Origin of the sequence: Catenulispora sp. EB89 (assembly GCF_041261445.1) — a bacterium.
Taxonomy (GTDB): domain Bacteria; phylum Actinomycetota; class Actinomycetes; order Streptomycetales; family Catenulisporaceae; genus Catenulispora.
Window position 1 is genome coordinate 153,929 of record NZ_JBGCCU010000006.1, and the last position, 13,081, is coordinate 167,009.

Below are 13,081 nucleotides of genomic sequence, written 5' to 3' on the forward strand. Positions count from 1 at the left end.
GCGGATTCTGGGCGCTGGGCCGGTATCAGGACGCCCAGCGGATACTGCGCGAGCCCCGACTTTTCAGCTCGGAAGGCGGAAACATGTTGAGCGTCCTGGACGGCGGAGGGGATCCGGCTGCGGGCCGCATGCTGGTCGTCACGGATCCGCCTCGGCACACCGACCTGCGCGGCATCCTGGCCCGGCACTTCAGTCCCCGAGCACTGCGATCGCTCGAACCCGCGATCGCCGGCACCGTGGACATGCTGCTCGACGACGTCATAGGCCGTGGCGAATGCGACTTCGTGAGCCAGGTCGCCGAAAAGCTTCCCGTGAAGGTCATCTGCGAGTTGCTGGGGGTGCCGCAGCAGGATCAGGACTGGATGATCGAGCGAACGACGACCGCATTCGCCGGCGGCTCGGCCACCGAGCCGCTCCAGGCGCGGATCGCGTACGGCGAGATCATGCTCTACTACAGCCGACTGGCCCGGGACCGGCGCTCCGAACCACGCGAGGACCTGATCAGCGTGCTGGCCGCCGCCCGAATCGAGGGGCGTGAGCTGACCGCTGCGGAGCTGGCCCTGAATTGCGTCAACCTGGTCATCGGCGGAAACGAGACCACTCGCTACGCCGCGGCGAGCGCGGTGTTGGCCTTCGCCCTGCACCCCGAGCAGTTCCGGCTCGTGCAGGACGGGACGGCCAGTGTGTCCGAAGCGGTGGACGAGGTACTCCGGTGGGCCACGCCTGCTCAACACGTCATGCGCACCGTGCGCGACGAAACGCTACTTGGCGACAGCTGCCTGCGCCCAGGTGATGCGGTCACAGTCTGGCTGGCCGCGGCCAACCGGGACCCCGAGGTGTTTCCTGATCCTGCGCGCTTCGACGTGACCCGGTCGGCGAAGCGGAATCTCACCTTCGGGACCGGTGTCCATACCTGCCTCGGCATCCACCTCGCGCTGCTGGAGCTGCGGATCCTGATTGCACGGCTGGCGCACCGTGTCGACCGGATCGCCCTTGCCGGATCCGGTCGATGGCTCGAGTCGAACTTCCTGTCCGGTCTGACCGGGCTACCCGTCGTCCTCGAGCCCCGAGTCGCCTGAGCGAATTCGGTGCCGCATTCCGGTGGGCGTCGCGGGCACGGCTCGCGACGCCCACCGACCGGGTCCGCGACCGGTCAGCCGGCTGCCGCGTCGGCCACTTCCGCCAGTTCGCCGATCGTCTGGTTGCGGAAGAGATCGACCAGGGAGAACACCAGCCCGCGCTCCTCGGCCTGGGTCACGACACCGATGCATAGGATCGAGTCGCCGCCGAGGCTGAAGAAGTTGTCATCGACTCCCACCTCGGACAACCCGAGCACATCGCACCAGATATCGGCCAGGACCTTCTCCGTGTTGGTGGACGGCGGGCGCAGTGCCTCGAAGACGGCACCGCGGCCTGATGCCTGCCCCAGGAGCCTGTCCATGTCCGTCTTCCCGGTGGCCGTCAGGGGGAACCGGTCGACCGCGAAGAGCCGCGTCGGAATCATGTACGAAGGCAGCCTCCGTTCCAGACGCTTCTTGATCTCCTCCGGCGCCGTGGGCTCGTCGCCCGCGGCTATGAAGAAGGCCACCAGCTGGGTGAAGCCGGAAGCGTCCACGCGTCCCGTGACCACCGCGTCCCGTATCCCGGGATCGGTACGCAACGCGTATTCCACCTCGCCCGGCTCTACGCGGAAACCGCGCACCTTGATCTGACGGTCGAGCCTGCCCACGAACTCCAGGGCCCCGCCCGGACCGCGCCGAACGCTGTCCCCGGTCCGGTACAGCCGTGCACCGTAGGCCTCGGCGGAGGGATCCGGAACGAAACGCTCCGCCGTCAGCCCCGGACGGCCCAGGTAACCGTGAGCGACACCGCTGCCGCCGATGTACAGCTGCGCCGTCTCACCCGGGGACGATGGTTCGAGACCGTCGTCGTAGAGCCGCAGGCTTGTGCCACCGATCTCGCGTCCGATCGGAACGGCGGCGCCGTTCCGCACCGCTCCCGCCGGTAGGACCGCGCAGGTCGCGAAGGTAGTCGTCTCCGTCGGGCCATAGCAGTGGACGAGCCGCGAATCCCGCTGCCGGATGTTCAAAAGACGCTCGACGCGCTCTGCCGATGCCGCTTCCCCTCCGAACAGCAGCTGCTTCAACCCCGCCACCGCGCCGGGATCAACGTCGACCAGTTCATTGAACAGGGCAGTGGTGAGAAACATGGTGTCCGCTCCCAGAAGCGGGATCTGCTCGGTCAGATCCAACGCAGTGGTCCCGCTTTCAGGGAAGGCGACACATCCTCCGTTCAGAAGCGGTGCCCAGATCTCAAACGTGGCAGCGTCGAATCCGAGCGCCGCGAATTGCAGGACCACGGACCCTGGACCGAGGTCCAGAAACGGCAGACCATGGGCGAGCCGCAGGATGTTTCGATGAGACACGGCCACCCCTTTAGGCCGGCCGCTTGTTCCCGAGGTGAACATCACGTAGGCCAGGGAATCGCTGGTCGCCTGGTCACGAGTCCAAGGGAGGCCACCATCGCCGGCGGCGACCAGATCGTGGATCATCACCGTGCGTCGGCCGTCGGACCTGAACGGCGCGGCGGTCGCCGGTTCCGCGATGATGAGCGACACGTGTGTGTCCTGGCACATCGCTTGTATCCGATCGGCCGGATACCCGGGATCCAGTGGAACGTACGCCGCTCCCGTCTTCAAAACACCCAGCATCCCGGCCACGAGTTCGGCAGATCCGCGCACCGCCAGGCCCACGAAATCCCCGGCCACGACTCCAAGCTCGGCGAGTGCGATCGCGACGCTATCGGCCTGCTTCTCCAACGCCGCATAGGTGATGCTGTACTCGGTGCCGCGCACAGCCGGAGCTGCGGGCTTCGACTGCGCATGTAAGGCGAACGCCGCCGGTACAGTCTGCATTCGCTCTCCTGCGGGACCACCCACGGATCGGGTTGGTGCCGTCGTCGCAGGCATCTCCACAATATCGTCCTTTCGGCCGGGATGAACCAAGACCGCCGCGTACGGCGCCTCGGGAGGCACTCACAGCTCGATCGGCCAAGCCCGCGGGTCGAGCCCATGCCGGGCCACGAACGCGAGTACGAAACGTTCCAGTCCGAAGCCCACACAGGCTGTATATGCGACGTCTTGGTCTTCGGCTCGGATGGCGAACGCTTCCCCGAAGAACCGCTCGTGGAAGTTGAAAGATCCCACGGCGACCTCGCGACCCGCGCCGACGCCCAGGATCAATTCGTATTTGAGTTCATGCATACGCTGAGACCAAGCCTTGGAAGCACTGTCTCCCAAGAAGAACGGATCGCTGGCGACTTCGCAGCGCCCTGACAGACCCAGTTCCTCGACCAGACCCGCGGCGGCCTGGAGGAACCGGCGGCGGCAGTCGACGACGAACTCGCGGGATCCGACGAACACGGTCTCGCGAATGGTGAAGTTCCACAGGCGTTCGAGCCCTCGCCGGTAATGTGATTCGAAGCGGAACGACTTGCCTCGTGCCGTATACGTACTACCGGCCTGCGGCACCGTGGTCGCTGAAAGCTGTTGATATGTGTGAAAGCACATGGTAGGCGGGAGCGAGTAGTCGGTATTCCGACAGAAGTCGAGGATACGGACCGCTTCGGGATCTGCGCGAACCTCCCGCCCGAAAGCGTTATACACGTCCATGTCAGTGTGCAGTCTGGTGACGAACATCAGATGTTGGGGGAAAGACTCGAGATAACCGCAACGACGCAGGGTCTCGGTCGCGATCACCGTCGGATACTGATATTCGACCCCGCCCAGTTCGTCCACCGCTATCCGGCGGAGACGGCCGTCGAGGTAGGCGGCCAGCGGAATGAGCGGATCGGACAGCGCCACCATGCCCTCGCCCATCTCCACAGCGGCACCGGCAGCGATCATCGCGGCGAAGGGGTCGTCTTCCGTCAAGGGAACCGACGTCGTCGTCCACAAGACCCGGGGCTCCACCACGCGCTGCATGACCACATCGTTGACCGCCATGGCGTTGACCTTCCGCGCCAGATCATCGATCGCGGTCCCCGGAGAAACGATCAATGCGACGGCCACTACGTCCCTGTCGCTGCGTACCAGGGTGAAGTCCGAAATCGCGGCGGAGACGAAGAGTATCCGCTTGGCGAGCTCGGGTTCCAGCCGGAGCGGAACCGGCGTTTCCAGCTCGACGATCGTCTCAGTCACCGGTGGGCACTCCGATCAGCGTGGCGATGATGTTCCGCTGGATGTCCGAGGTGCCCGCGTAGATCCGGCCCGCCAGTGCGTCCCGTACTTCACGTTCGATTCCGTACTCACTCACATAACCCCGCGCTCCATAGACTTGTTGAGCGTCCAAGCTGCTTGCCACAGCGCTCTCACTGATGTACAGCTTGGCGATTGCCGACTCCAACAAGGCCACCCGGCCTTCGCCCTTGAGCCAGGCAGCTCGATACAACGCCAAACGGCTGAGCTCAGCACGTATCCGCATATCCGCAATCTTGTGCGAAACCGCCTGATACGAACCGATCGGACGCCCGAATTGCCTCCGGGAGCCCGCGTAGGCGGCGGCATCCTCGGCCATCCACTCCAGAGCCCCGACCTGTGGCGCGAACATGAAGATCCGTTCCCACTCGATCCCTGAGGTGAACAGCCCATAACCGCCGCCGATACCGCCGAGAATCGCTTCGGCCGGTACCCGGCAGTCCCTTAGCAAGACCCGCCCCATCGACGTGGCTCTCACTCCTGGTTTCGACAGACCGGTGACCTCCAACCCTGCCGTCCCCCGAGGGACCAGGAAGGCTGTCAGCGCCGACTGAGAGCGTTCTTGGGCGGTCCGGGCGAACACGATGAAGACATCGGCATCCACCGCGTTGCTGATGAAGGTCTTCGTCCCGTTCAGCGCATAGCCGCCGGCGACGGCCTGCGCCGTGGTGCTCAGCGCCATGACGTCGGATCCGGCATCCGGTTCGGTCAGCGCCTGGGACCCGACCAGCGACCCGTCGGCCAAGCCGGGCAGAAACCGCTGTTTCTGCTCCTCCGTACCGTGTGCAAGAATGTGCACGGCGCACGCCCACAACTGATTTCCGATAGCGAAGACCAGCCCGTTGTCCCGGCAGCCATATCCCAGCGCCTCCAAGCCGATCGCGATCGAAAACGGGTCCAGGCCGGCCCCACCGTATTCCGGAGGTATCGGCCAGCCGAGGATGCCGAACCGTGCGCATTCGCGCCATTCTTTGAGCGGCAAGCGAGCCGACTCATCGGATTCCGCCGCGGTGGTTCCGAGGCATGTTCGCGCGAACTCGCGCACCCGACTGCGCAGAGCCCGCTGATCGGCTGTAAGGCGAAAATCCATCTCACTCCATGGTCATGAGGTGGCGGTCGTCACGGCGGCGCCGGAGTCCAGTGACGATTCGCCGGTGGGAAGCTCGTGCAGCGACCAGACCGACGATCCGATGAAGCCGAGTGTGGCCAGATTCCAGGACACCGCGGCGATCAGCAGTGGCATGCGATATCCATGGTGCGCGGCGAGTTGGCCACCGATCAGCGCTCCAATCGGCATCATGCCCCAGCCGAGCATGGTCATAGTGGACCCGATCCGCCCGAGCATCCGGGTCGGGACCGAGGCCTGCATCACGCTTTGCATCGATGCGTTGAAAACCGGGGAGAACAGGCCGGCCACCGCGAAGGGCAGCACGATGAAAGGAATCGAAACCGCCCCGCGGGGCAGGAAGGGGATCAGCAGCATCGGCAGATTGCCCACCAGCGAACTGACGATCATGGAACGCCCGACGCCGGTCCGGCGGATGACCGTGGGCGCGGTCAGAGCCGCCGCCAGGCTGACCGACCCGTAGAAGACCAGCGGCAGGCCGAGGAACCCGGCCGAGATTCCCAAGTCGCGGACGGCGAAGAGTACGAAGACCGCGTTCCAGACCCCGTTCGCAAAGTTGCCGAACGCGGCGACCGCGATCATGGGGCGCAGATACCGGCTCCGGAGAAGGACGTCGAGCCCTTCTTTGATCTGAGCGAAGTGTGACCCCGCTTCACTGTCCCCAGCCTGTCCTTCTTCCCGTATGGGCGTCAGGACCAAGATAAGCGCCGCGATTGTCCATGTCGTGCAGTCCACCACGATCGCGGTCGGCGCGCTGAGCAGAGCAACCAAAGCCCCTGCCAATCCCGGCCCGACGGCCATGGCGAGTGACTGGCTCATCCGGATGAGGCTGTTGGCCTCAAGGAGATGGTCCGGCCCCACCAGCGTCGGCACGATCGCCGGGCCTGCCGAGGTATTGAAGACCGAAGCAGTGCCGACCCCGCCGGCCACGGCGAACAACATCCACACGTGCAGAACACCCGCCGCATGCGCGATCGGAATGACGGACAGCTGCAAAGCACTCGCGACCGCGCTGAGCATGAGGACCGAACGCCGCTTGAGCCTGTCGACCCACACCCCCGCGGACAGACCGATCACGAGCCACGGCACCCATTGAGTCGCCTCGAGGAGTCCGACTTGGAACGCGCTGGCGTGGAGGGTGATGACGGCAGTGAGCGGCAGCGCCAGCCCGGTGACCGCGGTTCCCATCAGTGAGATCGTGGCCGAGGCCCAGACCCTGGCGAATTGGGGCTCGGTCCGCAAGACACCCAACGGCAGCCGGCGCAGCAGTACCCGGCCCCCCGTCCTATCGACGGTCGAGGTGGTCTTGTCGGCCATCCAAGCCCCCTTCATGCATCCTTAGAGTATTTACGCACGCGACCGCAACCTATCACAACACTCAGACGACGGATACATCAACCCTGACGAGTCTGCCCATGACGTCGAGAAAACGTCACCGAGTCCTCGACACCGGGTTCTACCTCCCTACGCAGCAGGCTAGCGCGTCGTACGTCGCCAGCGGCGGCATCGGCGAAGACAGTACGACTCAGCCAGACTGTTGCACAGAATCTCTAGGCTGCTTAAAGTCTCCAGCGTGGAAGAGTACCAAAGACCGGGCTCGGCGGCCTGGAGCCGACTCGGACAGCTGAGCAGCGAGCAACTCGCCGGCCTGGTGTCGAGCATCGGCGACACGCCGGTGAGACGTCTGGAGTTCACCGTTGACGGAGGACGCGAGGCAGAGCTTGTCCTCAAGTTGGAAGGCTTCAACCCCGGCGGATCCATCAAGGACAGAACTGCCCTGAGACTGTTCACAGGCTTGCGGGAACAGGGATGCCTCAAGCCAGGCGATACCGTGGTGGAATCGACCTCGGGAAACCTCGGGGTGGCCCTGGCCTACCTCGCGAGAGCATTCGGCTACCGCTTCCATGCGGTAGTGGACCCGCACATTACTGCGGAGAATCTCGCAGTCCTGACTTCCCTGGGCGCGCGGGTGGACATCGTCGAACGGCCGGACGAGCACGGTAGCTTCCTGCCCGCGAGATTAGCGCGGGTCCGTGAGCTGTGCGCTGCTCGGCCCCACTATGTCTGGACGAACCAATACGGCAGCGGACTGAACCCGTTGGCACACTACGCCACGACGGCGCCCGAGATCGATACACAGTGCGGCGAGCGGCTGCAGGCCGTCATCGCGGCGGTGTCGACCGGCGGGACCCTGGCCGGCCTCGCTCGCTACTTCCGGGAGCACCGTCCGGACGTCGTCGTCGTAGCCGTCGACGTCATCGGCTCGAGCGCACTCGGCGGGCCATTGGGACCGCGCCGCCTCAACGGCATCGGCTCGAGTCGGCCTTCGGAATTCCTTGCCGCCGGGACGTACGACGAGTTGGTCTATGTCAGCGATCTGGAAGCCGTGACCAGCTGCCACGAACTCTGGAACCGTACTGGAATCAAAGTAGGTGCTTCCAGCGGGGCGGCTATAGCCGGCGCCGCGCATTTGCTCGCCCGGCGAGAGCTGACCCAGATCGCTTGTATCTGCCCGGACGACGGCACCAAATACGACACATCTATTTACCAGCCAGCGTGGTTGGCGAAAGCGGGTCTTGACATCTCGCAGAGCTCCGCACCGTTCTCAACGATCCGGACGACAGAGCCTTCCGGCTCACGATCCGACTCGGCTCCTCGAACCTTGGCCAGGTGATATGAGCACTTCGATATTGTATTTATCCGAACACGAAGTCACTGTGGCACTCCGTTCCTGTGATGCGGTGAAGGCGGTGGCCGAAGCCCTCATGGCCCATTCACGGGGTGAAACCTTGCTCCCGGCCGAAGCCGCGCTCCGGTGGACATCGCCTGATGGCGAACCGGCACGCAGTCTGGCCTTGCCTGGCGGCGTCCCAGCGGACCCCTTCGCCTATGGGATAAAGATCATTAATGCTTCGCTCGGCAATGTGCGACGAGGACTTCCCCGGGCCAGCGGACTGACGCTCATGTTCGACGCGCAGACAGCACGAGTGGCCGCTGTTTTGGCGTCCGGCCCGATCTCCGCTACACGGACCGCGGCCGTTTCGTATCTCGCCGTCCGCGAACTGTCCACCCGGTCGGCGCACGATGTCGCCATCATCGGAGCCGGAGCTTTGGCCCGAGCCCATATGGATCTGGTCTCCGAGCAGATGCCGCAGTTCGAGACCTTCCATGTTTTCGACATCGAACGCGGACGTGCGGAAGCCCTCGCGGAAGAGTATCGCGAACGGCTGAAGGGCCGTGGCGCTCAGATACAGCTTGCGCGATCTGCCGAAGAGGCGGTCAGGGCCGCAGACGTCGTCATCCCCGTCACGACCACGAACCAGGGGTACATCGAGTACGCCTGGCTGCGGCCGGGAGCCCTCGTGATCAACGTCTCCCTGGACGACGTCCAACCGGAGGTCATCATGCGGGCCGACCGGCTGGTCGTGGACGACTGGTCACTTGTCGCCGACGACACGACTCGTGTACTGGGGCGGCTGATCCGCGCCAGGAGCGTCGTCGCTCCCGGCGCCGAACCGGCCGATGGCGGACGGCGGGTGGACGCCGAACTCGGCGCGGTCCTGGCTGGAACCGCGCCCGGCCGAAACCGTGAAGAAGAGCGTGTCGTCGTCAACCCCTTTGGGATGGGTATCGGAGATGTGGCCGTGGCCGACGCCGTGCTCCGCACCTCCCGCTCTCTCGGTCTCGGAATGGAGTTGGAGCGTTGAATCGAACGCGTCATGAATCTCAAGCTGTCGGCAATCCCGGACCGGAGATTCCGACCTTGTCTGAGACGGTCGCGGCCCAAGCCCTCCTGACACCGGACGCACCGGCGCTCGAAGATGCCGATGGTGTCTTGACATACGGCGAATTGCACCGGTCTATCGTCTCCTCAGCGTGCATGCTGCTGGAAGCCGGAATCGGCTCCGAGGAGATCATCGGGGTTTGGGGAGACCGGACACGGCAAGCGATCACGGCGATCCTGACGGTGCTCGCGGCCGGAGCGGCCTTCCTCCCGTTGGATTCGGCATACCCGCTCGAACGGCTGGACATGATGGTGCAGGACTCTGGGACCCGCGTGGTCCTGGGAGACGGTCCTGAGCTCCGCAGCCGCGTTCGCACCATTCCATTCGAGCAGCTGGCTTCTCTACCCGCCGCGAAGGCGGTTCTCCGGCCGCCGCCTTTGGACAGTCTGGCTTACGTCATCTACACATCAGGGTCAACGGGTCGGCCCAAGGGCGTTATGGTCCCGCACCGCGGTATCTCCAACGTCATCGCCGCCCAACGGGAGATACTCAATCTGAGCCCGTCCGACCGCGTCCTGCAGTTCGCTTCGTTCAGCTTCGACCCGATCGTGTTCGAAATGGCTCTCGCGTTCGGCGCCGGCGCAACCCTCGTCCTGGCACCGCGGCCTCACCTACGTCCGGGCGAGCCGTTAGCGGCCACGCTGGAAAACCGCGACGTGACAGTAGTCGTCGTACCACCTTCGAGCCTCGCGGTCACTCCCGTGCCTCACAACCCGATCCTCACCACCATCTTCGTCGGTGGAGAAGCCTGTTCCGAGCATGTCGCAGAGCGCTGGCGCCAGCAGCGCCGGTTCTTCAACGGATACGGCCCGACCGAAGCCACGATCTGGAACACCACCGAGTTGGTGGAAGACCCGGGAACACCGTCGATCGGACACCCGAACAGCGGCGTGACCGCGACGGTATTCGACGACGACCTCCAACCCGCGCCCTGCGGCGCCACCGGCGAACTCTACCTCGGCGGCGTCCAGGTGGCGCGCGGGTACCTTGGCGATCCGCGGCTGACGGCCGAGAGGTTCGTACCTGACCCCGGCGGTCACGGTGCGCGCATGTACCGCACAGGCGATCTCGTCACCGCTGGCGAAGATCACCGCCTGCACTTCCTGGGCAGGTCCGACAATCAGGTCAAGGTCCGCGGCTTCCGCATCGAGCTCGGTGAGGTCGAAGCGGCGTTGACCAGGATACCCGGAATCCTCGAAGCGGTGGTGGCGGTCACCGAATTCGACACTGTCAAACGTTTGACAGCTCACTACCAGAGCGAGAGCATCATTGATCACGTCACGCTGAGGAATCAGCTGATCGAGTGGCTGCCCCTGCACCTGGTCCCGGGAGTATTCACGAGGTGGCCGGAGCTGCCCAGAACGCCCAACGGGAAGATAGACCGGGATCTCCTCTGGACAGCGACACCATCGACGACCGCGTCCCCCTCCCCCGACATAGAAACCACGCTGGTGCGGCTCTTGTGCCGGATCTGCGCCCGAGTACTCGCCATCGCCTCCGTCGATCCCGAGCAGGACTTCTTCGAACAAGGCGGGGACTCCCTGCTGGCCACCCAGTTCGTGAACCAGATTCGGGACGTGCTCAACGTCAAGGTGACGTTGATGGATGTCTTCGATGCCGAGAGTCTGCGACAGCTGAGCGACACCCTGTCCAGTCGGCTGACCTGATCGGGACTCGGCGACGCCGCGTCGAAAGGTGAACCATGAAGGCAGATCGATCTGTGATGAGTGAGATGGAACAAGCCATCGCGTCACATCGCGCGGTGCGTGTCTGCGCTGTCGAGGAGGTGCAGACGCCGGGCCCTGAGGCCGACGTCATCGCGTACGTATGCCCTGAGCCGAGCCTGCGCGACGCCGAGTGGGGCGACCAGCGTCTGGCCGAATGGCGTGGCCTGTACGAGCATACGTATCAAGGCAGCCTGGCGGCGGGCGATCCGGATCTGAACCTCGCCGGATGGCTCAGCAGCTATACAGGAAGCCCTTTGAAACGCACCGACATGGCCGCGTGGCTGGACACCACCGAGGAGCGCATCGCCGCGCTGCGGCCCGGCAGAGTCATCGAAGTCGGCTGTGGATCCGGCATGATACTTCGCCGTGTTCTCAAGCACTGCACGGCCTACTCCGGCACGGACATCTCGCCAACAGCCGTCGACTACCTTCAGCAGGCGCTGGACCATTCTCCGGACACGACGACACCGCTCCTGCTGTGGACCGCGCCCGCGCATCAAAGCTTCACCGCGGAAACCGAGTACGACACCGTCGTCATGAATTCAGTGATCCAGTACTTCCCGTCAGTCGAGTATCTCGACAAGACTCTGGAGCTCGCGATCAACGCGACCGCGGACGGCGGTCACATCTTCATCGGCGACGTCCGAAGCCTCCCGCTCCTTGAGCTCTTCCACACTTCGGTCGAACTGCTGAAAACCCGACCGGAGACGGAAGTCGGAAGCTTCCGAGCGCAGATCCAGCGCATGGCAGACCAAGAGCGGGAGCTCTGCCTGAGTCCCGGCTACTTTTCCATGCTCAGCCGTCGCAATCCCCGCGTCACGGGAGTCCGCATACTCCTCAAGCGCGGACGTTACCGCAACGAAGTCAGCCGGTTCCGATACGACGTCATTCTCCGGATCGGCCGAACAGCCTCGACTGAACCGCTGAGCGCCGAGGAGATCCTCCACTGGCCGGATAGCGGTCTGCCGTTGCAGAGCTTCGGCGAGAGACTGTCGGCCTGGCGAGGGCCACGCCTGACGATCCGAGAGATCCCCAATGCCAGACTGTCCTCGCTTATCGCGCTACAGCACGCGATAGCAGCGGCGGATCCCTGCACCCCGGTCGGAGAAGTGGTTACGCATTCGAACGGCTCCACCGTGGCCGGCATCGATCCCGAGGACCTATGGGATCTGGCCCGCGACAACGGGTACCATCTCGACCTGAGTTGGAGCGCCGGTAACCCGAACGGGTTGTTCGACGCATACTTCGACCGCGAGCCGCCGACGGGCACTGTCCACCGGCTGGAGCAGGACCTGTGCGCGTATGACGTCTCAAGACATGCGAACGACCCACTGTGGGAACGCCTTTGTGGTGCCCTCCTCACAGAGCTGACCCTGGATCTGCGCGAGTCCGGTACGAAGCTTCCGGACCGTTTCGCGTTCCTGCATGCGCTGCCAGAAACCCCTGACGGCCAACCGGACAGATCAGCGCTGCGCCGGCTGCCGTGGGATCTCACGATGGCGGTACCCGGCTAAGCTGCGGACGGTCGTGGCCTCCTACCGGCGGCGGGTACGTTTTTTGGCGCTCGGTAGCTGGCCACGACGCCGTGCTGTGTTCACCCACGCCTGAGCGGTATACCGGGGAACGCCGAAGGCGTCGGCCAACGCGCCGATGGTCGGGTATTCGTGGAAAGCCTCCACGAAGCCGGCCGGCATGGTCCGATAAGCCCGCTCGGATCCCGGCTCGGCCGACGGCCGAACAGCAGCCGGAACGCTGACGCGAGCCGGTGCGGAGCTTTCGCCTACCGGCCTGACCACTCCAGTCGGCTGATCCGACGAGGCGGCAGAGGTATCAGTCTCAGCGAAGGTACTCTGCGGAAGAGCCCGCAGTAACAGCTCCATTGCTTCGGAAGGCGTCACCCCGCCGCCCGGCGCAGCCTTCAGGTGCAGCTCCGTGATGAGTGGCACACCTGCGGAAACATCCACCTTCACAGTGGTCTCGATCGCGCGATCGTCATCAGACGTCACGGTAACCGTGTATCTAGTCACTGCGATCCCGTCCTCCGGAATTGTCAGGCGTCCGCTCCCACCCCGCCTTCGGCGTCCGCTCCAGTCACACCCGCAGAATCTACACATAGAGTCTGCATAAGGATTCTATCCCAGCCGGCACGGCCGATGATACCGGCTGACTCACCGGCCGCGCCTGACTG

10 protein-coding genes are annotated in these 13,081 nt (G+C 64.6%); 5 read left to right on the top strand and 5 right to left on the bottom strand.

Going from position 1 to position 13,081, the window contains the following annotated elements:
• The first annotated feature begins 86 nt into the window (after positions 1 to 86).
• On the top strand, positions 87 to 1,079 hold the full coding sequence (locus tag ABH920_RS15210) for a cytochrome P450 (protein ID WP_370349614.1): 993 nt from the start codon (positions 87 to 89) through the stop codon (positions 1,077 to 1,079).
• A gap of 74 nt (positions 1,080 to 1,153) precedes the next feature.
• On the opposite strand, the gene ABH920_RS15215 is transcribed toward ABH920_RS15210, so the two are convergent.
• From ABH920_RS15215 to ABH920_RS15230, 4 genes are all read right to left on the bottom strand, one after another.
• The gene (locus tag ABH920_RS15215) at positions 1,154 to 2,914 is read right to left on the bottom strand and encodes an amino acid adenylation domain-containing protein (RefSeq protein WP_370349615.1); all 1,761 of its coding nucleotides are present in this window, start codon (positions 2,912 to 2,914) and stop codon (positions 1,154 to 1,156) included.
• Positions 2,915 to 3,034: 120 nt separating this feature from the next.
• The gene (locus tag ABH920_RS15220) at positions 3,035 to 4,198 is read right to left on the bottom strand and encodes a hypothetical protein (RefSeq protein ID WP_370349616.1); all 1,164 of its coding nucleotides are present in this window, start codon (positions 4,196 to 4,198) and stop codon (positions 3,035 to 3,037) included.
• Positions 4,191 to 5,345 (bottom strand): acyl-CoA dehydrogenase family protein, encoded by a 1,155-nt coding sequence (locus ABH920_RS15225; protein ID WP_370349617.1) that lies wholly within the window; start codon positions 5,343 to 5,345, stop codon positions 4,191 to 4,193. The genes ABH920_RS15220 and ABH920_RS15225 overlap by 8 nt, the downstream gene beginning before the upstream one ends.
• 12 nt (positions 5,346 to 5,357) lie before the next feature.
• Positions 5,358 to 6,698, bottom strand: a complete 1,341-nt coding sequence (locus tag ABH920_RS15230; RefSeq protein ID WP_370349618.1) for an MFS transporter — start codon at positions 6,696 to 6,698, stop codon at positions 5,358 to 5,360.
• A gap of 256 nt (positions 6,699 to 6,954) precedes the next feature.
• On the opposite strand from ABH920_RS15230, the gene ABH920_RS15235 reads away from it, so the two are divergent.
• The 4 genes from ABH920_RS15235 to ABH920_RS15250 all read left to right on the top strand — a co-directional run bounded on the left by ABH920_RS15235 (position 6,955) and on the right by ABH920_RS15250 (position 12,407).
• Entirely contained in the window at positions 6,955 to 8,055 is a 1,101-nt protein-coding gene (locus ABH920_RS15235) for a pyridoxal-phosphate dependent enzyme (RefSeq protein ID WP_370349619.1), read from the top strand.
• Position 8,056: 1 nt separating this feature from the next.
• Positions 8,057 to 9,088 (top strand): ornithine cyclodeaminase family protein, encoded by a 1,032-nt coding sequence (locus ABH920_RS15240; RefSeq protein ID WP_370349620.1) that lies wholly within the window; start codon positions 8,057 to 8,059, stop codon positions 9,086 to 9,088.
• Positions 9,089 to 9,144: 56 nt separating this feature from the next.
• Positions 9,145 to 10,833 carry a non-ribosomal peptide synthetase gene (locus ABH920_RS15245; protein ID WP_370349621.1) on the top strand — a complete coding sequence of 563 codons (1,689 nt, stop codon included), beginning with the start codon at positions 9,145 to 9,147 and terminating at the stop codon, positions 10,831 to 10,833.
• Between the two features lie 65 nt (positions 10,834 to 10,898).
• The gene (locus tag ABH920_RS15250) at positions 10,899 to 12,407 is read left to right on the top strand and encodes a methyltransferase (protein ID WP_370349622.1); all 1,509 of its coding nucleotides are present in this window, start codon (positions 10,899 to 10,901) and stop codon (positions 12,405 to 12,407) included.
• 21 nt (positions 12,408 to 12,428) lie between these two features.
• Here the strand turns inward: ABH920_RS15250 and ABH920_RS15255 are convergent, their stop codons facing one another.
• Positions 12,429 to 12,899, bottom strand: a complete 471-nt coding sequence (locus ABH920_RS15255; RefSeq protein WP_370349623.1) for a hypothetical protein — start codon at positions 12,897 to 12,899, stop codon at positions 12,429 to 12,431.
• Positions 12,900 to 13,081: the final 182 nt, after the last annotated feature.

What these genes read in the sequence shown, in the direction of transcription:
- ABH920_RS15225 (WP_370349617.1), bottom strand. Translation starts at nt 5,345, where the DNA reads ATGGATTTTCGCCTTACAGCCGATCAGCGGGCTCTGCGCAGTCGGGTG.
- ABH920_RS15230 (WP_370349618.1), bottom strand. Translation starts at nt 6,698, where the DNA reads ATGGCCGACAAGACCACCTCGACCGTCGATAGGACGGGGGGCCGGGTA.
- ABH920_RS15215 (WP_370349615.1), bottom strand. Translation starts at nt 2,914, where the DNA reads ATGCAGACTGTACCGGCGGCGTTCGCCTTACATGCGCAGTCGAAGCCC.
- ABH920_RS15240 (WP_370349620.1), top strand. Translation starts at nt 8,057, where the DNA reads ATGAGCACTTCGATATTGTATTTATCCGAACACGAAGTCACTGTGGCA.
- ABH920_RS15250 (WP_370349622.1), top strand. Translation starts at nt 10,899, where the DNA reads ATGGAACAAGCCATCGCGTCACATCGCGCGGTGCGTGTCTGCGCTGTC.